The 20,433-nt window shown below is 59.5% G+C and carries 17 protein-coding genes and 1 pseudogene; 8 read left to right on the forward strand and 10 right to left on the reverse strand.

The window, feature by feature from the left end:
• Positions 1–91: 91 nt before the first annotated feature.
• Positions 92–484, forward strand: coding sequence for a hypothetical protein (locus ASE98_RS10590; RefSeq protein WP_060541318.1), 393 nt, complete (start codon positions 92–94; stop codon positions 482–484).
• A 67-nt stretch (positions 485–551) separates the two neighbouring features.
• Here ASE98_RS10590 and ASE98_RS10595 read toward each other — a convergent pair whose 3' ends face one another.
• The 3 genes from ASE98_RS10595 to ASE98_RS10605 all read right to left on the reverse strand — a co-directional run bounded on the left by ASE98_RS10595 (position 552) and on the right by ASE98_RS10605 (position 2,613).
• Positions 552–1,421 (reverse strand): DUF6279 family lipoprotein, encoded by an 870-nt coding sequence (locus ASE98_RS10595; RefSeq protein ID WP_060541319.1) that lies wholly within the window; start codon positions 1,419–1,421, stop codon positions 552–554.
• Between the two features lie 77 nt (positions 1,422–1,498).
• Positions 1,499–2,221, reverse strand: coding sequence for a TorF family putative porin (locus ASE98_RS10600; RefSeq protein ID WP_060541320.1), 723 nt, complete (start codon positions 2,219–2,221; stop codon positions 1,499–1,501).
• Between the two features lie 203 nt (positions 2,222–2,424).
• Positions 2,425–2,613 carry a hypothetical protein gene (locus ASE98_RS10605; RefSeq protein ID WP_015096330.1) on the reverse strand — a complete coding sequence of 63 codons (189 nt, stop codon included), beginning with the start codon at positions 2,611–2,613 and terminating at the stop codon, positions 2,425–2,427.
• Positions 2,614–2,966: 353 nt separating this feature from the next.
• On the opposite strand from ASE98_RS10605, the gene ASE98_RS10610 reads away from it, so the two are divergent.
• The 3 genes from ASE98_RS10610 to ASE98_RS27475 all read left to right on the forward strand — a co-directional run bounded on the left by ASE98_RS10610 (position 2,967) and on the right by ASE98_RS27475 (position 5,323).
• Complete coding sequence (locus tag ASE98_RS10610; RefSeq protein ID WP_060541321.1) at positions 2,967–3,803, forward strand: CvfB family protein; 837 nt, start codon at positions 2,967–2,969, stop codon at positions 3,801–3,803.
• 243 nt (positions 3,804–4,046) lie between these two features.
• Positions 4,047–4,979, forward strand: coding sequence for a DMT family transporter (locus tag ASE98_RS10615; RefSeq protein ID WP_060541322.1), 933 nt, complete (start codon positions 4,047–4,049; stop codon positions 4,977–4,979).
• Between the two features lie 215 nt (positions 4,980–5,194).
• Positions 5,195–5,323: a PA1414 family protein gene (locus ASE98_RS27475; RefSeq protein WP_007914492.1), complete on the forward strand. Its 129-nt coding sequence runs from the start codon at positions 5,195–5,197 to the stop codon at positions 5,321–5,323.
• Positions 5,324–5,913: 590 nt separating this feature from the next.
• Here the strand turns inward: ASE98_RS27475 and ASE98_RS10620 are convergent.
• The 4 genes from ASE98_RS10620 to speB all read right to left on the reverse strand — a co-directional run bounded on the left by ASE98_RS10620 (position 5,914) and on the right by speB (position 9,478).
• Complete coding sequence (locus ASE98_RS10620) at positions 5,914–6,165, reverse strand: hypothetical protein (RefSeq protein WP_060541323.1); 252 nt, start codon at positions 6,163–6,165, stop codon at positions 5,914–5,916.
• Between the two features lie 67 nt (positions 6,166–6,232).
• Positions 6,233–6,958, reverse strand: coding sequence for an MBL fold metallo-hydrolase (locus ASE98_RS10625; protein ID WP_060541324.1), 726 nt, complete (start codon positions 6,956–6,958; stop codon positions 6,233–6,235).
• Between the two features lie 86 nt (positions 6,959–7,044).
• The gene (locus ASE98_RS10630) at positions 7,045–8,424 is read right to left on the reverse strand and encodes a sodium:solute symporter (RefSeq protein WP_060541325.1); all 1,380 of its coding nucleotides are present in this window, start codon (positions 8,422–8,424) and stop codon (positions 7,045–7,047) included.
• Between the two features lie 103 nt (positions 8,425–8,527).
• Positions 8,528–9,478: an agmatinase gene (gene speB, locus ASE98_RS10635; RefSeq protein ID WP_060541326.1), complete on the reverse strand. Its 951-nt coding sequence runs from the start codon at positions 9,476–9,478 to the stop codon at positions 8,528–8,530.
• 330 nt (positions 9,479–9,808) lie between these two features.
• Between speB and ASE98_RS10640 the strand changes: the two genes are divergently transcribed.
• Together ASE98_RS10640 and ASE98_RS10645 are read left to right on the forward strand one after the other, a co-directional pair.
• Complete coding sequence (locus tag ASE98_RS10640) at positions 9,809–10,702, forward strand: LysR family transcriptional regulator (RefSeq protein ID WP_060541327.1); 894 nt, start codon at positions 9,809–9,811, stop codon at positions 10,700–10,702.
• 2 nt (positions 10,703–10,704) lie between these two features.
• Positions 10,705–11,301, forward strand: coding sequence for a tRNA-uridine aminocarboxypropyltransferase (locus ASE98_RS10645; protein WP_060541328.1), 597 nt, complete (start codon positions 10,705–10,707; stop codon positions 11,299–11,301).
• Between the two features lie 144 nt (positions 11,302–11,445).
• On the opposite strand, the gene ASE98_RS10650 is transcribed toward ASE98_RS10645, so the two are convergent.
• The 3 genes from ASE98_RS10650 to ASE98_RS10660 are packed head-to-tail and all read right to left on the reverse strand — an operon-like array spanning position 11,446 to position 16,358.
• Positions 11,446–12,813, reverse strand: coding sequence for an HlyD family type I secretion periplasmic adaptor subunit (locus tag ASE98_RS10650; RefSeq protein ID WP_060541329.1), 1,368 nt, complete (start codon positions 12,811–12,813; stop codon positions 11,446–11,448).
• A 9-nt stretch (positions 12,814–12,822) separates the two neighbouring features.
• Positions 12,823–14,982 carry a type I secretion system permease/ATPase gene (locus ASE98_RS10655; protein WP_060541330.1) on the reverse strand — a complete coding sequence of 720 codons (2,160 nt, stop codon included), beginning with the start codon at positions 14,980–14,982 and terminating at the stop codon, positions 12,823–12,825.
• 17 nt (positions 14,983–14,999) lie between these two features.
• Complete coding sequence (locus ASE98_RS10660) at positions 15,000–16,358, reverse strand: TolC family outer membrane protein (RefSeq protein ID WP_060541331.1); 1,359 nt, start codon at positions 16,356–16,358, stop codon at positions 15,000–15,002.
• Positions 16,359–16,943: 585 nt separating this feature from the next.
• On the opposite strand from ASE98_RS10660, the gene ASE98_RS27185 reads away from it, so the two are divergent.
• Together ASE98_RS27185 and ASE98_RS27190 are read left to right on the forward strand one after the other, a co-directional pair.
• A partial coding sequence (locus tag ASE98_RS27185) for a retention module-containing protein (protein WP_156465493.1) occupies positions 16,944–19,580 on the forward strand: 2,637 nt, incomplete at its 3' end.
• A 1-nt stretch (position 19,581) separates the two neighbouring features.
• Positions 19,582–20,399 (forward strand): annotated as a pseudogene (locus tag ASE98_RS27190) (VCBS domain-containing protein); the annotation flags it as partial.
• Between the last annotated feature and the right edge of the window lie 34 nt (positions 20,400–20,433).

Here is a 20,433-nt window from a genome sequence, read left to right on the forward strand (position 1 = left end):
CCCTGCACGCCAGGCTGAACGGCTGTCGAGTGCACAGGTCACAACCTTTAAGGCCCCTCTCAATCACACGGGCACCGGAGGTTGAATCAGGATGACGACTTATAACTGGGATTTAATCGAGCGCTTGCTGCATGAAGCGCAGAACAGCGCCGGCCACAGCTTCACCCCCCGGCCTTATGCCGAGCAGCACGCAGCGCAGAAAGCTGCGGAAGGTGAGCCGATCGAGAATCTTGACCACCTGAAAACAGTGGCCAGTGATTATGAAAGGTTACTGCTGCTGCGAGGCTACATTGCTTCACGGCCCGAGGATGAAGGCGGCAACGGCGAGAACTTCGTGTTGACGCCCAGGGGGTCGTGCCTGTTGAGCCTGCTCGACAGCAGTATTCCGGGCAATGATCATCCGCGGCAGGTACTGGACGAGCAGGAAGATGCCCTGGATGAGGCGACGTTCGATGAGGTGGCATCCAAGGCGCAGATTGCCTGAGCCGTTCATAGTCACGCCCCTGTAGGAGCGAGCATGCTCGCTCCTACAGGGAGCGGGCGGCATGGCATCAACCTTGTTTCGCCGCCTTCAGGCATTTTAGATCGCTGAAGTCCTTCCTTACGCCCTCGATCTTCGTCAGCAAGCGCTGGCGTTGCATCGGTGTGCTTTGAGCCATCAGGTCGACAATCAGCGAGCGAGCCTGGGCCTCGGTATTGGCGAAGGCCTGACGGTATTCGGGCGTCCACAAACTCTCGCGATTGACCAACAGTGTCTCGATGCGCTGCGGAAACTGCGGGCTTTGGCGTTGCGCAACAGCGGCACTGAACTGCTTCTGCCAATGCGCGCGGTTGGCAATCCACTGAGTGTTCTGGTCGCCCAAGGCCGTGGACCACGCAACCACTCGCTGTTGCTGAGCAGGGCTGAGCGGCCCGAGCCAGTCATTCAGACGCTTGCTCATGCGCTCACCACGTTCCTTGATCTGCTGATCGAGGGGCGGCTTGAGGTATTCCTCCTGACGTTTGCGCTGGTCCTTGGCGAAGGCGTCGTTCATCTCGGCCACTTGCTTGTCATCCAGCCCCTGCAACAACTCGATGGCCGATGGGGTGATTGCCCGGGCGGTTTCAGCGATCGCCTGTTCGGCTTCCCGGGTACGTTCCTGCAGGGCGGTATCGGTGATCTGGTTGCTTTCGATCATGCCCTGCAAGCGGTCCAGCCAATCAAGATAACCGGGCAATTGTGTGGTGCAGTGCCAGGTCAGGTGTTCCTTCAGCCGTTCGTTCAGCCAGTTTTTCTGCTCGCCGTTCATGTCCAGATAGTCGCTGAGCGTCCAGGGAATTATCACGTCGAGGTTGCGGTAGGCCACGCCCACGCGGCTACATGCGCCAAGGGCGAGGGCAAAGGTGAGCGCAAAGGCTACGGGTTTAAGCCAGCGTGACATAGGCGAATCCTTGCGAAAGTCTGCCTTCGGGATTTGATTGTCGTTTGATCCCAGGATGAGCCCGGCAGTTCAGCCGATCAATAAAACGCGCGCTCGGCCTTGAGGGTAACCAGCCCGTCGCATTGGCTGTTATGCCCGACGTAAGCCGAACAATCGTTGCCGCGCAGGCTGGAATCGCTGTAGATCAAATCCACATCGATGCCCATGAACGGTCGGGACAGTTTCAGCGACCAATCGGTGAAGCTGCCGACATACCCGCCATCCACTGCGACCGGTGCGTTGAACTGGTGGCTGGTGTATTTCATGCTGACGCCGATGCCGAACGGTTGATTACCCGCCAGGTCCGCGAACAGGGTGCTGTTCTGTCTGTCCGGGTCGTTGCTGAAGGCAACGCCGAAACGGCTGCCAAGCAAGGTCAGGCCACCGAAAAGTTCATGGCTGTCGAGGGTATCCACTTCGGGGTAACTGTAGCGGATCATCCCCACTTCGTAGCCCAGCGTTCGGTCAAAGGGTTGTTTGAAGCCCAGGTAGGAGTCGATTTCGAGATTTTTTCCCGGGCTGATGCCCATGCTCGGCGACCATTGGCCAAAATAGAAACCGCTGCCGTGACTCAGGTCCAGACCGCCGTGGAACGAGCCGACCGCCGAGGGTTTGACCAGGCCCTGGGCCATGCTGCGTGTGGGGCTGGTGCCGAGCTTGAGGTCGAAATCACCCAGTTCGCGCTGGAAAATCTGCGCGTGCACCACCGAACATGCCAGCAGGCTGGCGAGGCATACCGATATGCAGGAAAATTTGAACATGCATCACTCCATGAGCAGCGAAGGCAGCCGTGTCGGGCTGAAACGCTTGATCCAGACGCGTGCAAGGATAACGGCGAATGATCGGCATCGGGGGCCGTTCGTCGATTTTTATCTGATTGCTGGAATGACGGAGGGGATTGCGAGGGTTCCAGTCCAAGCGCTTCGAAGCTCAAAGCGCTTTGGGACCAGGTGTGGCGGGGGTATTACTTTTTGCCCAGGGTGATCTGCTTGGACGGGCCGAACGTCTGGCCGCTGACGCCTTTGGCAATTTGCTGGATTTCACCGCCGGACTTCAAGAATGCAGCGATCTGGCTGTTGATCGATTCGCTGGTTTCGACGGCTGGAGCTGGCTTTGCTTTGCTGGTGGATGCTTTTACGCGCATGGCGGCCATTAACCTGTAGAAAATTAACTTGGCCAAGCATAGTACAGGAAATACCTGCCGATTGCTTGGCAAATATCCCCTCGAAATGTGCAGGGAAAGGATCGGGTCAATGGCCGGAAAATACTCGAAATATGTGCCTAAGCTGCTGTTTTAAATAAGAACATCACTGGCTGAGTTAATGCTTGTTACTGGCCCGGGTCGGGCGCAAATAGCCGGATTGATCTGACGAGCGGCCGGGCGTGGAGCCTGCGGACCCCGCAAATCCATGGTTCCAGGCGGATAATTGCGCGCAGGCGTGCCGGGCCCCCAACGTGACGCATAAAACCGGGTAGAATGTCACCCACGCAATGAGGGTATTGGACATGGCTTTAGTCGGGCGTTACAACAGTTTACAAATAGTTAAACACACTAACTTCGGTTTATATCTGGATGGCGGCGCGGATGGCGAGATCCTTTTGCCGAATCGTTATATTCCAAAAGATATTCCCACTGAAGATGAAGACTGGCTCAACGTTTTTATTTATCTGGATAGCGATGACAAACTCATCGCAACTACTGAAAAACCGAAAGTTCAAGTCGGTGAATTCGCCAGTTTGAAAGTTGTTGAAGTCAACAGCATCGGTGTATTCCTCGATTGGGGGCTGCCAAAAGATCTGTTGCTGCCCTACTCCGAAGAAAAGCGCCAGATGACGGCCGGCGAATACGTGGTGGTGCACGTCTACCTCGACAAGCACACCCGTCGTATCACCGCGACCGCACGCCTGGACCGCTATCTGGACAAGACCCCGGCCAACTACACCCCGGGCCAGGAAGTGGACCTGCTGGTTGCCGAAGCCACCGACATGGGCTTCAAGGCGATCATCAATAACAAGCATTGGGGCCTGATTCACAAGAACGAAATCTTCAAGTTCATGCGCGCCGGTAAAGAAGAGAAGGGCTTCATCAAGGAAGTTCGTGCCGATGGCAAGATCAGCCTGAGTCTGCAGCCGGTCGGTCAGGAAGCGGCCACCAGCCTGAATTCGAAGATCCTCGCCAAATTACGCGACAACAACGGCACGCTGGCAGTCAGCGACAAGAGCGATCCGGCCTTGATCAGCAGCCTGTTCGGCGTCAGCAAAGGCAACTTCAAGAAAGCTATCGGCGCGTTGTACAAGAATGGCCAGATTGTCATTCATGCCGATCGCATTGAACTGAGCTGAGCCCTGCGTAAGCTCGTGCATCGATCAGGTTGGCCGCACGTTATCGCCAATGGCCGGACTTGATTGCAGCACGGTGACGTCGGCGCACTTGGCGCGTCCAGGTATGTCAACGTCATCAACAAGCGGCTTTTTCTGGCCATTTGATCAATAATCGATAGCATCAACTTTGCCCCGGCCTCGAGTCGGGGCTTTGCTTTTTAATCTGTGAGCCACTGCCATGTCTTATGCCATTGAGGTGTTCCGGTGAGTGCCAGCCGGCGTACCGCCGACGGTTTCGCCCTGCAAGTGATGATCGGCTTGTGTCTGATCTGGGGCATTCAGCAAGTCATGATCAAATGGGCAGCGCCGGATATTGCGCCGGTCATGCAGGCGGTCGGGCGTTCGGGCATGTCAGCGTTGCTGGTCGGGCTGCTGATCTGCTGGAAGGGTGGCTGGGATCAGGTCGGCAACACCTGGCGTGGCGGACTGTTGGCCGGCGCGTTGTTTGGCCTGGAGTTTTTTTTCATATCCGAAGGCCTGCAGCTGACCACGGCGGCGCATATGTCGGTGTTCCTTTATACCGCGCCGATCTTCACCGCATTGGGCGTGCACTGGCTGTTGCCCAGTGAGCGTTTGAGGGCGCTGCAATGGTTGGGCATTGTCCTGGCCTTTTTCGGCATCGCCATCGCTTTTGCGGGCGGCCTGTCCTGGGACAACCTTGATCGACGCATGTTGCTGGGCGACGCCTTGGGCGTCCTGGCGGGCGCGGCGTGGGGCGCGACCACGGTGGTGGTGCGTGCCTCGCGGCTCTCGGAAGCGCCGGTGACGCTGACCCTGTTCTATCAACTGATCATCGGCTTCGTCGGTCTGCTGCTGATTGCCCTGCTCAGCGGCCAGATCACTCACGTCAGCCTGACCTCCACGGGGGTGACCAGCGTGCTGTTCCAGGGCGTGGTGGTGTCGTTCTTCAGTTACCTGGTGTGGTTCTGGCTGCTGCGTCGTTACCTGGCGGCCAATCTGGCGGTTTTCTCGTTCATGACGCCGTTGTTTGGCGTCACGTTCGGTGTCGTGCTGCTGGGCGAAGAGTTGAGCATCAACTTCATCATCGGTGCGGTGCTGGTGTTGTTGGGCATTACCTTTGTCAGCGCTGAACAGTGGCTGCGTCGTCGTTTGCGCAAAGCCCTCGGGCAGCACTGACAGGGGTAAAGAGGGGGCCACCACTAACACAGCAGGCGATTTTTCCCTCCACGATGGCTCAGGAACGGGCAATTGCCTGAACCCAGGCTGATTGTGATGGATTCAGTAACAGATCGTTGCCACTTTGGGCGAGCATTGCGCAGGACTTCGGACTATTATCAGTGCGAAGGGGCTACTGAATTTTGGCCGCTCGGCACTACCCTGAAGGGGGCACCATGAAAGAGAAAATCCAAAACTGGCTGCATGACCTGGGTGTCGCACTCGGTTTGATCGAACCGCCTCTGCAACCTGTGCCTATCCGCACCGACGACGAGCAACGCCGACGCCAGCAGCGTCGCCGGTAACGTCAGTCCGAAAAGCTTGATCGAAGGCTCGCTGTGGAGGCTTCTGTGGCTAAGGGGCTTCTGAGGTGGGGGGGCTTCTGTGGCGAGAGGGCTTCTGTGGCGAGGGGGCTTGCCCCCGTTCGGCTGCGAAGCAGTCGTATGTACTCCATAAATCGCCTGATGCGTCTGCCAGACATCACCGAATTAAAGCATTTTGGGGCTGCTGCGCAGCCCAACGGGGGCAAGCCCCCTCGCCACAGACCTAGTCAGATCTTCAGAGCCACTCAGAGCTCCAAATCTTAAGACCTAGTCAGATGCAGAGCCACTCAGAGCTCCAAATCTTAAGACCTAGTCAGATGCAGAGCCACTCAGAGCTCCAAATCTTAAGACCCACTCAGATCTTCAGAGCCACTCAGAGCTCCAAATCTTCAGACCCACTCAGATCTTCAGAGCCACTCAGAGCTCCAAATCTTCAGACCCACTCAGAGCTTCAGTGCCACTCAGACCTCAAGTCTTCAGACCCACTCAGAGCTACCCAATCCGCCAGTCCCCACAAAAGCAATTCACCTCCATATTCCCGGCAGCCAATACCAGCAGCTTTGTCATAGCCCTCAATCCCGTCCAATCTCCAGCAAGATCTGGCTCAAGTCATTGACCGTCCTCGCGGATTTAAGCAACCGGTCCTCTTCGGCGGTAAAGGCCGTCAGTTTCAGTTCATCCTCCAGATGGAAGATCAGCTCTTCGATATCCTCCCTGTCCAGTCCCAACTGCTCCAGACTGGTGTTGTCGTCGAAGTCACTGCGGCCGTCCAGCAGACGGCTGATGTGACGGTGCACGACGGCGCGAACGGCTTGTCTGTTCATGGCAATTCATCGTGAATGTTATTTTTTAGTCCCTGCGTGTTTTTCCTGAAGATCAGTACAGCAGGCTTCAGCCGTGGCAACGCTGCCATTGGTCAATCATGTGGTGCAGGTGTTCCCCGGAAAAACTGCCGAAATGCCCGCCATGCACGGTACGGATCGACAATCCCAGCAGGCGCTGCAGGCTGCGGGTGTAGTCGTCGAGGTTGGAGTGGTAGGCGTCTTCGACCAGCGGACCGTCGTAGATGATGTCGCCACTGAACAGGGTTTGGGTCGAGGCTTCGTACAGGCAGATGCCACCCGGGGAGTGTCCCGGAGTGTGTATCACCTGCAATACCCTGTTGCCCAGATCCAGCACGTCGCCATCCTCGATCATCCCGGTGGCCGGGGCGGCCTTGACCCGGTATTCGGCGTAGCACAACGGGCAGTCCGGGTGCGCCTCGAACATGTCGTCACCGACAAATGCCCTGCTCAAGTCGTTTTCGCCATCTGGCGCAGCAAGAATTTCAGCTTCGGCGGGATGTACCAGGCGTTCGGGAAATTCGTGATGGCCGGCAATGTGATCAAAGTGGCAGTGACTGGCCACCGCCACCAGCGGCCGTTCGGTGATCCAGGGCAGTTGCTCGCGCAAGCTGACCAGGCCCGAGCCACTGTCCAGCAGCAGGTCTTTGTCGCGGCCTTGAACGTGCCACAGGTTGCAGCGGTAGAAGGGGCGGATATAGGGCTCATGAATCAGGCGGATGCCATCGCTGAGCTGTTGCACCTCGAACCACTGATCGCGGCTTACGATTTTCATGGGCGCTTTCCTGCAGGCGAAAAAAAACGAGTGTGGCAACCGACGCCACACTCGTCGAAGAAAAAAGTTAAACCACTTTTTTCAGTTTAGGCGGCGCTTGCCAGTGGCAAGGGGCGGCGGGACAGCAGGCTGACCATCACGAAGCTCAAAAGGCTTACACCAAGGCTGTAGTAGATCGGAGTGTTGGCATCCAGACCGTCCTTGACCATGAACAGCAGAGCAGTGGCGAAGCCCATGCCCATGCTGGCGATGGCGCCGGCGGTGGTCGCGCGTTTCCAGAAGATCGCCCCCATCAGCGGGACCAGCATGCCACCCACCAGCAGGTTGTAGGCCAGGGTCAGGGCGCTGATCACGTCGTTCACGATCAGAGCAATTACCAGCACCACGCAGCCGGTCAACAGGGTGAACAGGCGGTTGATGGCCAGGCTCGACTGTTTGCCGCCACGCAGTTTCGGCAGCAGGTCTTCGGTCAGGGTGGTGGCAGCGGCGAGCAGGCCGGCGCTGGCGGTGGACATCATGGCGGCCAGGGCGGCGGCGATCACCAGGCCACGGATACCGTCCGGCAGGGACAGTTTCACGATAGCGGCGAAGGCGTTGTTGACGTTGTCCAGATCCGGGATCAGCACGTGAGCGGCCATGCCGATCAGGGCGCAGGCCAGGCCGTAAAGGATGCAGTAGATACCGGCTGCGGTACCGGCGACCTGGGCGACTTTGGCGGTCTTGACGGTGAACACCCGTTGCCAGATGTCCTGACCGATCAGGATGCCGAAGAAGTAGATCATGAAGTAGGTGATGATGGTGTCCCAGCCGATGGTGGTGAAGCTGAAGCTCGCCGCCGGCAGTTTCAACACCAACTCATCCCAACCGCCGACGCGGTACAGGCAGATAGGCAACAGGATGAACATCAGGCCGACAGTCTTGATGACGAACTGGACGATGTCGGTCAGGGTCAAGGACCACATGCCGCCAATGGCCGAGTAGATCACCACGACGCCGCCACCGAGCAGTACCGAAATCCAGAATGGCAGGCCGAACAGCACTTGCAGCACGGTGCCGATGGCCAGGATCGAGGTCACGCCGATCATCAGTGCGTACGCCAGCATGATCACCGCGCTCGCGGAGCGGGCCATCGGGTTGTAGCGTTTTTCCAGCACCTGGGTAACGGTGTAGATCTTCAGTTTCAGCAGCGGTTTGGCGAGGAACAGGTTAAGTGCCACGATCCCGCAACCCAGTGCCGCGCACAGCCAGAACCCGGAAATGCCATGGACGTAGCCAAGACGTACGGTGCCCACGGTGGACGCGCCACCCAGAACGGTGGCGGCCATGGTGCCCATGTACAGGCTTGGACCGAGATTGCGGCCGGCGACTAAAAAGTCTTCGTTGGTCTTGGCCTTGCGCATGCCGTAGTAGCCGAGTATCAGCATCGCAGCGGCGTAGATGAGTACGACGAATAAATCCAAAGCCATGATGGCGTGTCTCCGATTGTCTTTTTTATTGTGAGGCGAAAATCAACCGCTGTGGCGCCACGAACCCACAGGTAATTCGTTGACCACAGGTAATGCGCAGTCCTCAGCGGTGGACCACGCCAGGCAGTACGCAGAGCATTTCGTACAGCAGGTTGGCGGCCAGCAGCGAGGTGTTACCCGTGGTGTCGTAAGCGGGCGAGACTTCTACCAGATCACAGCCGACGAGGTCGAGGCCTTGGCAGCCGCGAACGATCTCGATTGCCTGAATGGTCGTCAGGCCGCCGATTTCCGGGGTGCCGGTGCCGGGCGCCCAGGCCGGGTCGATGCCGTCGATATCAAAGCTCAGGTACACCGGACCATTGCCGACTTTCTCGCGAACTTCGGCCATCAATGGCGCCAGGGATTTGTGCCAGCACTCTTCGGCCTGAACCACACGGAAACCCTGATTGCGGCTCCAGTTGAAGTCGTCAGCGGTGTAGCCCTGCGCGCGCAGGCCAATCTGCACCACACGCTCAGGATCCAGAAGACCTTCTTCGACGGCGCGACGGAAGGTGGTGCCGTGGGCGATTTTCTCGCCAAACATGTGATCGTTTACATCGGCGTGGGCATCGATGTGCACCAGACCGACCTTGCCGTGCTTTTTATGGATGGCACGCAGGATCGGCAGGGTGATGGTGTGGTCGCCGCCCAGCGTCAGGGGGATCACATCGTGTTCGAGGATGTTGTCGTAGGATTCTTCGATGATCCGCACGGCATCCAGCAGGTTGAAGGTGTTGATCGCAATGTCACCAATATCGGCAACCGACAGCGAGTCGAACGGGGCAGCGCCGGTGGCCATGTTGTATGGGCGGATCATTACCGATTCAGCGCGGATTTCGCGAGGTCCGAAACGGGTGCCTGGGCGCAGGGAGGTACCGATGTCCAGTGGCACGCCTACGAAGGCAGCGTCCAGACCGGCAGCGGTATTCAAATGGGGGAGTCGCATCATGGTGGCGATGCCGCCGAAGCGCGGCATTTCGTTGCCGCCCAGTGGTTGGTGAAGAAACTTGTCCACGGGTAAGGCCTCATCGTCGTTTGTTTTATTTATGTCGGTTGCGCCGTTCACGGGAGGTACGGGCACCGGTTTGGGCGGATTCTGCGAAATGTAGTGGCCGGGAAGAATCGCTACGGGCAAATACTTAGTTCAGATTTTTCTAAACTAATGGCGGAGGGGGGAGATAGACTTCCCGGCTTGAGATATGCGTTGTCCGGGCGGGCCGATCGCCAGCAAGCCGGTTCCTAAAGGGTCAGCGATCATTCTGTAGGAGCCGGCTTGCTGGCGATTGGTTGCGCAGCAACCGCCCATCCGACAACGCCGACTCACTGAACAAGTTACGGAGCCCCCATGGCCAACGCTTTACCCGACCTCAAACTATTGCGCATCTTCGTCAGCGTGGTGCGCCATCAGGGTTTTGCCAACGCCCAGCAGGAGCTCAACCTCTCGACGTCGGCCATCAGCACTTACATGAGTCAGCTCGAAGGCGCGCTGGGCCTGGTCCTGTGCCATCGCGGCCGGGGTGGTTTCAGCCTGACCAGCAAGGGCGAGCTGTTTCATCAGGAAACCTTACGGCTGCTGGGTGAGCTGGAAGGGTTCGAACAGTACGCCGCCGCCCTCAAGGGCGAGTTGCGCGGCACGCTGAACCTGGGGGTGATCGACTCCACCGTAAGCGACAAGGCCTTGCCCTTTGCCGAAGCTATCGGCGCCTACAGCCAGGAGCACCCGGCCGTGCACTTGCACCTGTCGGTGATGAGCCCTTACGAATTGCAGCTGGGCGTGCAGGACAATCGCCTCGACCTGGCCATCGGTGCGTTTTCCACGCGTATGAGTGGTCTGGTGTACATGCCGCTGTACCGCGAACAGCACTGGTTGTATTGCAGCAGCCGTCACCCGCTGTTCAACGAGCGGCGCATTCCCGAGCAGGTCATTACCCAGCAGCGCATGGTCGGGCGCGGCTACTGGAGTCAGGCCGAACTGGCCCGCCACGGCTTCAAGCACAGTGCCGCCACCGTGGAAAGTATGGAGGCGCAGTTGATCCTGGTGTTGTCCGGCGCCTACATCGGCTACCTGCCTGAGCACTATGCCCAGTCTTGGGCGGACAAGGGCGATTTGCGCGTATTGCTGCCGGCGACTTTCGGCTATCAGGCGCCATTTTCGATGATCATGCGCCGTGGTCGCAGCCGTGAGCCGCTGATCCAGACCTTCCGCGATTTGCTCAAAGCCCAACTGAATCAGGCCTGACGATGTCCAGAATTGAATGCCCCCGTTGCCTGCGCCCACAAAGCCATTGCCTGTGCCCGCTGATCCCGAGCCTCGACAGCCGCACCCGGGTGTTGCTGTTGCAACATCCCAGTGAAGTGAGTCATGCCTTGAATACCGCGCGCCTGGCCGCGTGGGGCTTGAACAATGCCGAGCTGATCGTAGGCGAGGTGTTCGAGGATCTGCCGAGGCTGTTGAATCAGCCGGGGTATCAGGCGCGATTGTTGTTTCCCGGTGAGGATGCGCAACCCATGCAGGCCTATGGCGCCACGAGTGAGCCACTGTTGCTGGTGGTTCCTGACGGCACCTGGCGCAAGGCGCGCAAGATGCTGCACCTCAATCCGCTGCTGGCCGCGTTACCCAGGGTGACGCTGGCTGAAGGCGGCGTGTCCCGTTATCGACTGCGCAAGGCACCAGGACCTGGGGCGCTGTCGACGGTGGAGGCGATTGTGCAGGCGCTGGAAAGCCTTGAGGCGCCAGCTTCTTTTGCGCCGTTGCTCAAGCCTTTCGAAGCATTGATCGAGGGGCAGATTGCGGCGATGGGGGAGGAGGTTTTTCAGCGTAATCATGGGCCGAAATAGTCGGCGCTTTTGCTGACCCCTTCGCGGGCAAGCCCGCTCCCACAGGTTTTTCGTGTTCACAGTGTTTGTGTACGACACGGACACTGCGGGAGCGAGGATGCTCGCGATGCCGGTGGAACGATCACAAGAGATCCTGAATAGTGACTAGCGCTCGCGCATCGCCTCGGTCCGCGCTTTCAACACCGGCTTGAGCAGGTAATCCAGCACCGTCTTCTCCCCGGTAATGATGTCCACCGTCGCCACCATCCCTGGAATGATCAGCAGCGGTTTCGCGTCCCCGCCCAAGTGGTTTTTGTCGGTGCGCACCTGAATCAGGTAGAAGCTGTTGCCCTTGTCATCGGTGATGGTGTCGGCGCCGATCAGTTCCAGCTTCGCGCTCAGGCCGCCGTAGATCGTGTAGTCGTAGGCGCTGAATTTGACCATGGCTTTCTGGCCCGGATGCAGGAACGCTACGTCCTGTGGGCGCACCTTGGCTTCGATCAGCAGGTTGTCTTCCAGCGGCACGATCTCCACCATGTCGCTGCCCGGCTGGACCACGCCACCGATGGTATTGACCTTCAGCACCTTGATGATGCCGTGTACCGGTGAAACCACCGTGGTGCGTGTCACGCGGTCATCGATAGCGATGCTCGATGCCGTTATTTTCGACAGGTCGGTGCGTTTCTCATTCAATTCTTTCGCCGCTTCCGAGCGAAAGGTCTGTTCCGACTCATCGATCTTGCTCTTGATCTCGTTGATCGCCGATTCGGCCCGGGGAATAGCCAGGGTCGTGGCATTCAGCGAGCCGCGAATCTCCACCGCGCTGCGTTTGAGGCGCAGGATCTCCACCGGCGACACCGCCCCGGTGCCCACCAGTGGCGTGGACATGTTCATCTCTTGCTGCAACAACGCGAGGCTGGAACTGAACTGCCCTTGTTTCGACCTGAACTCCGCCAGTTCCTGGGTTTTTTGCCGAAGTTGTTCGCTCAATGTTCTCTGTTCACTGGCCAGTCGACGTTGCCGTTGCTCATACAGCGAGCGCTCGTCTTCGGCCACTTGCGGGGCTTTGGCGATAACTTCTTCTGACAGCTTGAAGGGGCGGCCCTCGGCTTCGGCGGAGAGCCGTTCGACCTGCGCGGTCAGGGCATAACGATCGGCTTCGCTTTCACCCTTGTTCGACAGGTAGCGGGTGTCATCCAGGCGCAGCAAAGTATCGCCCTTGTTCACCATTTGCCCTTCGCGTACGAAGATTTCAGTGACGATGCCGCCCTCCAGGTTCTGGATCACTTGCACCTTGCTCGACGGGATCGCCTTGCCTTCGCCCATGGTGACTTCCTGCAGCACGGCGAATTTGGCCCAGACGAGCGCACTGACAATCAGCCCGGCCGCCAGCCACACGGTGATGCGCGACCCGCGCGGGGAGTCCTGCAACGAAGCGCCGGCGGTTTCCGGCATGAATTCGGTTTCGGCACTTTTGCTGAAACTGTCGAAGTAGCCACGTGCTTTTGACGTGACAGGCGGGGAGTCAGACATGGACCACTCCTAGACAGCCGCAGAGCCGACGCGGCCCTTGCGCAGTGCATCGATGACCGATTCTTTCGGCCCGTCGGCGACGATCCTTCCGTTGTCCAGCACCACCAACCGATCTACCAGGCTGAGCATCGAGGTGCGGTGCGTGACCAGCAGGATGGTTTTGCCCTGCACCCAGCCGTGGAGTTTTTGCCGCAGGACGTCTTCGCTGCTGTTGTCCATGGCGCTGGTGGGTTCATCGAGCAGCATGATCGGCGGGTCGAGCAACAATGCCCGGGCCAGCAATACCGCCTGACGCTGGCCGCCGGACAGCAGTTGTCCGCGCTCGCCCACGGGCCGGTCGAAGCCCTGCGGGTGTTGCCGGGCCAGTTCAGTGACGCCGGTGAGTTCCGCGACTTCGAGCATGCGTGCATCGCTGATGTAGCGCGCACCGAGGGTCAGGTTGTCGCGCAGGCTGCCGGCCAGCAGCGGAAGGTCATGGGCGACATAGCCGATCTGATGGCGCAGGTCGGCGACGTCCAGTTGCCGCAGGTCCAGGCCATCGAGCAGCAGTTGGCCTTCATCCGGTTCGTAGAAACCCATTACCAGGCGGGCCAGGGTGCTTTTGCCGGAGCCGCTGCGCCCGATGATGCCGATACGTTCGCCGGGTTTGACGCTGAAACTGACATTGCCCAGCGCCGGAGCGCTCTGGCCATTGTAGTGGAAGGTCACGCCAACGACATCCAGCCCGCCTTGCAGTTGCGTGCGCTCCAGTGGCCGTTGTCTGGCGTCGCGCTCCTGGGGCAGGCCCATCAACGCGTCGGTGCTCTTCATGGTCAGTTGTGCTTGCTGGTAGCGCGTGATCAGTCCGGCGATCTGCCCCAGGGGCGAAAGTACCCGACTGCCGAGCATGTAGGTCGCCACCAGCGCGCCGACGCTGAGGTTGCCGGCGATAATGCTGTAGACCCCGGCGACGATGGTTGCCATGCCGGAGAACTGCTGGATGAACAGCGTGCCGTTGGTCGCCAGGGCCGAGAGATTACGGGCGTGGCTGTCGAGGCGGGTGAGGGCGCCGTGGGTGCTTTCCCATTTGTGCTGGCGCTCGCTTTCAGCGCTGCAAGCCTTGAGGGTTTCCAGGCCGCTGAGGGTTTCAATCAGTAGCGCCTGGCGTTCGGCGCCGAGGCTGAGGCTTTTCTGTACCGTGTCGCGCAGGCGCGCCTGAATCACCATGGCGAAGATGATGGTGATCGGAAACGCCAGCACCGGGATCACCACCAGCCAGCCGCCGAGCAAGCCGATCACCACCAGCATCAGCAGGGCGAAGGGCAGGTCGATCAGGCTGGTGAGGGTCACGGCGGTGAGAAATTCGCGCAGGCCCTGGAAGTCATGAATGCTCTGGGCGAATCCGCCGATGGTGGCCGGCCGGGCTTTCATCGCCATGCCGGTGATGCGCTCGAACAGGGTCGCCGACAGGATCACGTCGGTTTTCTTGCCGGCAGTGTCGAGCAAATGCGCGCGCACCACCCGCAGCACCAGTTCGAAAGCGGTGCCGATCAGCAGGCCGATGGCCAGGACCCACAAGGTCGAGGTGGCCTGGTTGGGCACCACGCGGTCGTAGGTCTGCATCACGAACAGCGGCACCATCAGGCCCAGCAGGTTGATCAGGAAACTTGCCAGGATCGCGTCACTGTACAGCCATTTCGACAGTTTCAGCGTATCGCGGAACCAGGCCTGGACCCGCGGCACCAGAGGCGAGCGCAGGTCTTCGAGTTCATGGCGTGGCCGGGCGAACAAGGCCTGGCCACTGTAGTTTGTGGCGAGTTCCTCGGGGCTTATCCACTGTTCGCCACCGTCGGCCTCGCTGGGCAGGATCAGTACCTGGCCATCTTCGCCGTAACGGCGCAATACCGCGGTACGACCGTTGTTGAGCAACAGGAGCACGGGCAGGTTGAGCGGGGAGATGTCTTTGAGGTCGCGACGCAGTAAACGCGCCTGCAAACCAGCCCGGGCTGCTGCGCGTGGCAGCAGCTCCAGGCTCAGGCGTTGGTGTGCCATTGGCAGCCCGGCACTCAGGCTGGCGCGACTGACCGTCGCGCCGTGGAGTTTGCAGAGGATCAGCAGGCCATCCAGAAGCGGATCATCGAAGCTCAGGCGCGGATCGACACCGGTGTTGCCGGGTTCCATGCTGGTCACATTGATCGCTCCGTGGACTACTTCATTTCAGGCAAGCGGGCTTCGTTCTTCACTTCGGTCTGGGCAATCGCATCGGCGGGCAGTACCACCCGTTGCTTGCTCAGCAACTGGCCCATGTTCGCCAGTACACGGTACATCGAATACTCTTCGGTGTAGCGCACTTCTGTGTAGCGACGGTTGGCGTTGTAAAGCTCGTTTTCACTGTCCAGCAGGTCGAGCAGGGTCCGTTGGCCGAGGCCGAACTGATCCTGGTACGCCACGCGCACGCGCTTACTGGTATCGGCGTATTCGCGGGCGGTCGGGGTTTGCTTCTTGGCGTTGACCATGGCGTTCCAGGCCAGGTGAATGTTTTCGTTGAGTTGGCGCAGGGCATTGTTGCGGATGTCCATGGCCTGGTTGATCTTGTGCGCGTCGGAAGCCAGGCGTGCCTTGTCGCTGCCGCCGCGGAACAGGTTGTAGTTCATTACCACGCCGACCCGCCATTCGTTGTCATGGCCTTCTTCGCCCCCGATGTTGTTGTTTGCGCCCACTGCGGCCTCGGCGTCGAAGCGCGGATAGAATGGCGACTTGGCGACTTCGTACTGGCTCTCGGCGGATTGCACGTCGGCCTGGGCGGATTTCAGGTATGGGTTGTTTTCAACCATGCTCTGCTGGGCTTCCGGCAGGGAGCCTGGCAGCTCGCCGCGGATCGAGGGCGGGACTTCGAGTTCATCCGGCAAGCGTCCCACGACGCTGTAGAAATTCGACTCGGCGTCGGCCAGATCGACCTGAGCGGTGTCGAGGTTGTTTTCCGCCAACGCCCGACGGGCGGTGGACTGGTCGGCGTCGGCGTTGCTGCCCACACCGCGCTGGGTACGCAGGCCGATCTGATCGTTGACCCGCAAATGCGCCTGCAGGTTGTTCGTGGCCAGGGTCACCAGTTCACGACGCTTGAGCACTTCCAGATAGACCTCGGTGGTGCGCAGCGCCAGATCCTGGGCGGTACCCTGAGCGTAATAGGCCCGGGAGTTGACCACGCCTTTGGTGCGCTCGACTTCGTTGGCGGTATTGAACCCGTCGAAGAGCATTTGCCGCAGGCGCAGTTCCGACTGGGTGTAATTGAGAATTTCGGTGTGGTGATTGCCAAGTGCCCGGGTATTGGTGTTATCGCTGTAGCCGCGCCCGTAGCCGGCATTCAGGTCTACTGACGGATAAAAGCCCCCCTTGGCGACTTTCACGTCTTCGTCGGCCGACAGACGGCCGTCGACCCGTGAGGCGAGTTCCGGATGGGTCGCGATGGTGCTCTGGATCGCGTCGGTCAACGACATGGCGTGAGCCTGGTTCGTGCAGGCCATGGCCAAAAGAACCGCGCTGCAGAGGGGGGTTAAAAGGCGCATGGGTGCATCTCCCTGATAACTGATGGCGCTTTCTGAGTCGCCAAATATTTGACGACATTTATAGGTAAAACCGTTTCATGCTTGTAACAACACAGCTAAGAACATTCTAGAGCATAGCTAAGAAATATTTTTCATAAGGCTTATGCCAAAAAAAACTTATGCGCTCCGTAAAATCCAGCACATTGTTCAATACGAAAGCCTTTGATTTATGAGCTTTAGGGCGCTCATCGAGGGTTTAAGGAAAGTTCCAATCCACTTATCGACAGAGGGCGGAGAACTGCTAGAGGGGAGGGACGCGTCGATCTATTGGTGACGGTTTTTTGTCACTTAAGTGGTTCAAGATCGTTACGCTTTGCTCGCAGACGAACTGTCGCGGACTGGATCAGATCCCATTGATTGCATGGGATTTTTCCCGAACCGCAGACGTCATCGGTGAGTGACCGGCTGGGCGCGATTGTCGCCAGGGCCCCGGTTTACGTCAGGTAACCGGCACCCTGGAGAATCCACCAGTCTCCCGTTTGAGCCATGAGCACGTTTTTCGCACAAACAGGATGCCGACAGCGGTTGGCAGCGGAGGAAGTGCACATGGCTACGCTCATCGGAATCGTCAGTAAGGTCATTGGTCAGGTATTCGCCGTGGCGAGCGATGGCACGCGGCGCGCTTTGGTCGAGGGCGACCGATTGTTCGCTGGTGATCAACTGAACACTGGCGCTGAAGGCGCGGTGGCAGTGCATCTGCAAAATGGCCAGGAGCTGACGCTCGGTCGTGGCAGTAGCCTGCAGATGACGCCCCAGTTGCTCGCGAACCAGACGCCACATGTGCAGACGCCGGAAGCAGTGACGCCCAGCGAGGCGCAACTGACTGATGTCGAGCAACTGCAAAAAGCCATTGCGGCCGGTGATGACCCGACCCAAACTGCTGAAGCCACTGCAGCCGGGCCAACCGGAACACCGAGCGGGACACCGGGTGGTGCACAGGGCGGTGGTCATAGTTTTGTGATGCTCGAAGAAGTGGGTGGCAGGGTTGATCCGACTCTCGGTTTTCCTACCGCCGGTTTCAATGGCATTCCGGAGATAACCCTGGAGCGCCTGGCCGGGGACCCGGATAACGACCTCCTGGCGGATGACACGACACTGCTGCCGCCAGTGGTTGAGGATAACCCGGTAACCCTCGACGGGCTCACGGTGCAGAACATCGAGCGCAACGCCATTGTCAATGAAGCCAACCTGGACGGTGGTTCGGCGAGGAATCTCGGGGCGCTGACCAAAAGCGACACCTTCACCATCACCGCCCCAGACGGGCTGAGCAGTCTGAACATTAGTGGGATCAACGTGATCAGTGGTGGCGTACCCGCCGGCTTCCCGCAGTCGATCACCACGCCATTGGGCAGCACGCTGACCATCACCGGTTACGACCCGGCCACCGGTGTGGTCAGTTACAGCTACACCCTCAACGGCAGAGAAAGTCATGCCAACGGTGATGGCTCCAACACCGTCAGCGAACATTTCACCGCAGTAGCCGTCGACAGCGATGGCGATACGGCCACAGGATCGCTGGACGTCATCATCACCGACGACGTGCCCCAGGCGATCGACGACAGCAATGGTATCGCCACTGAAACCCTGCTGACCCTCAACGGCAACGTGCTGACCAACGATGTGCAGGGCGCTGACCGCGTACCTGTCGGTGAAAACTCCGGACCGATCACTCCCGGCACTTTCAATGGTACCTACGGCACCCTGGTGCTCAACGCCAACGGCACGTACACCTACACCCTGAACACCACTGACGCTGATTTCAAAGCCTTGCACGGCGGCGGTGACGGCACCGAGACCTTCAGCTACACCCTGACCGACGCGGACGGGGATACCAGCACCGCCAATCTGGTGCTGCAGATCCACAACAACGACGACACCGTGACTATCGGTGGTCTGGACGTCGCCGGTGGCGAGTTGACGGTCTTCGAGAAAAACCTCGGTGACGGCAGTACACCGGATACCAATGCCCTGACCCAGAACGGCACGTTCACTATCACCGCACTGGACGGTGTAACGACCCTCACGGTGGGCGGCATTGCCGTGGTCACCAACGGCGTGGCGGCGGGCTTCCCGCAATCAGCGGTCACTCCGTTGGGGAGCACCCTGACCATCACCGGGTTCAATGCCACTACCGGCGTGGTCAGCTACAGCTACACCCTCACCGATAACGAAGCGCATCCAACGGCCAACGGCGCCAACACGCTGTCCGAGCAATTCGCCGTGACCGTGGTCGATGACAACGGCACCACCGCCAATGCCAGTCTCGACGTCAACGTTGTGGACGACCTGCCTGCCGGGGTGAACGACAGCAATGCGAGTACTGCCTCGGAATCCCTGCTGACCCTCAACGGCAATGTGCTGACCAACGACGTACAGGGCGCCGACCGCGTACCGACTGGCGAAAACGCCGGCCCGATCAGCCCCGGCACCTTCAACGGCACTTACGGCACCCTGGTGTTGAATGCCAACGGTACTTACACCTACACCCTCAACACCACGGACGCCGACTTCAAAGCCCTGCACGGCGGCGGTGATGGCAGCGAGACCTTCCAATACACCATCACCGACGCGGACGGCGACACCAGCACCGCCAACCTGGTGCTGCAGATCCAGAACAACGATGACACGGTGACCATCGGCGGCCTGAACGTTGCCGGTGGCGAACTCACCGTCTTCGAGAAAAACCTTGGCGACGGCAGCGCTACAGATACCAGCGCCCTGACCCAGAACGGAACGTTCACTATCATCGCACTGGACGGTGTGACGACCCTCACGGTGGGCGGCATTGCCGTGGTCACCAATGGCGTGGCGGCGGGCTTCCCGCAATCAGCGGTCACTCCATTGGGCAGCACCCTGACCATCACCGGGTTCAATGCCACTACCGGCGTGGTCAGCTACAGCTACACCCTCACAGATAACGAAGCGCACCCAACGGCCAACGGCGCCAACACCCTGTCCGAGCAATTCGCCGTGACCGTGGTCGATGACAACGGCACCACCGCCAACGCCAGCCTCGATGTCAACGTTGTCGACGACCTGCCTGCCGGGGTGAACGACAGCAATGCGAGTACCGCCTCGGAGACCTTGCTGACCCTCAATGGCAATGTGCTGAGCAACGACGTGCAGGGCGCTGACCGCGTATCTGTCGGTGAGAACACTGGACCGATTACCCCCGGCACCTTTNTTGCTGACCCTCAATGGCAATGTGCTGAGCAACGACGTGCAGGGCGCTGACCGCGTATCTGTCGGTGAGAACACTGGACCGATTACCCCCGGCACCTTTAACGGTACTTATGGCACCCTGGTGTTGAATGCCAACGGCACTTACACCTACACCCTGAAAACCACTGACGCCGACTTCAAAGCACTGCACGGCGGCGGTGACGGCAGCGAAAGCTTCCAGTACACCATCACCGACGCGGACGGCGACACCAGCACCGCCAACCTGGTGCTGCAGATCCACAACAACGACGACACCGTGACCATCGGCGGCCTGGACGTTGCCGGTGCCGAACTCACCGTCTTCGAGAAAAACCTTGGTGACGGCAGTGCATCGGATACCAATGCCCTGACCCAGAACGGCACCTTTACCATCACAGCGCTGGACGGTGTGACGACCCTGACGGTGGGTGGCATTGCCGTGGTCACCAATGGCGTGGCGGCGGGCTTCCCGCAATCGGCAGTCACCCCGTTGGGTAGCACCCTGACCATCACCGGGTTCAATGCCACCACCGGCGTGGTCAGCTACAGCTACACCCTGACCGATAACGAAGCGCACCCAACCGCCAACGGCGCCAACACGTTGTCCGAGCAATTCGCCGTGACAGTGGTAGACGACAATGGCACCACTGCCAACGCCAGCCTCGATGTCAACGTTGTCGACGACCTGCCTGCCGGGGTGAATGACAGCAATGCGAGTACCGCCTCGGAGACCTTGCTGACCCTCAATGGCAATGTGCTGAGCAACGACGTGCAGGGCGCTGACCGCGTATCTGTCGGTGANTTGCTGACCCTCAATGGCAATGTGCTGAGCAAC

Origin of the sequence: Pseudomonas sp. Leaf48, assembly GCF_001421885.1 — a bacterium.
Lineage (GTDB): Bacteria > Pseudomonadota > Gammaproteobacteria > Pseudomonadales > Pseudomonadaceae > Aquipseudomonas.

Coding starts and splice junctions, on each gene's coding strand:
- ASE98_RS10600 (WP_060541320.1), bottom strand. CDS start 2,221: ATGTTCAAATTTTCCTGCATATCGGTATGCCTCGCCAGCCTGCTGGCA.
- ASE98_RS10645 (WP_060541328.1), top strand. CDS start 10,705: ATGTCCAGAATTGAATGCCCCCGTTGCCTGCGCCCACAAAGCCATTGC.
- ASE98_RS10640 (WP_060541327.1), top strand. CDS start 9,809: ATGGCCAACGCTTTACCCGACCTCAAACTATTGCGCATCTTCGTCAGC.
- ASE98_RS10595 (WP_060541319.1), bottom strand. CDS start 1,421: ATGTCACGCTGGCTTAAACCCGTAGCCTTTGCGCTCACCTTTGCCCTC.
- ASE98_RS10630 (WP_060541325.1), bottom strand. CDS start 8,424: ATGGCTTTGGATTTATTCGTCGTACTCATCTACGCCGCTGCGATGCTG.
- ASE98_RS10605 (WP_015096330.1), bottom strand. CDS start 2,613: ATGGCCGCCATGCGCGTAAAAGCATCCACCAGCAAAGCAAAGCCAGCT.
- ASE98_RS10660 (WP_060541331.1), bottom strand. CDS start 16,358: ATGCGCCTTTTAACCCCCCTCTGCAGCGCGGTTCTTTTGGCCATGGCC.
- ASE98_RS10625 (WP_060541324.1), bottom strand. CDS start 6,958: ATGAAAATCGTAAGCCGCGATCAGTGGTTCGAGGTGCAACAGCTCAGC.
- ASE98_RS10610 (WP_060541321.1), top strand. CDS start 2,967: ATGGCTTTAGTCGGGCGTTACAACAGTTTACAAATAGTTAAACACACT.
- ASE98_RS10650 (WP_060541329.1), bottom strand. CDS start 12,813: ATGTCTGACTCCCCGCCTGTCACGTCAAAAGCACGTGGCTACTTCGAC.
- ASE98_RS27475 (WP_007914492.1), top strand. CDS start 5,195: ATGAAAGAGAAAATCCAAAACTGGCTGCATGACCTGGGTGTCGCACTC.
- ASE98_RS10590 (WP_060541318.1), top strand. CDS start 92: ATGACGACTTATAACTGGGATTTAATCGAGCGCTTGCTGCATGAAGCG.
- ASE98_RS10620 (WP_060541323.1), bottom strand. CDS start 6,165: ATGAACAGACAAGCCGTTCGCGCCGTCGTGCACCGTCACATCAGCCGT.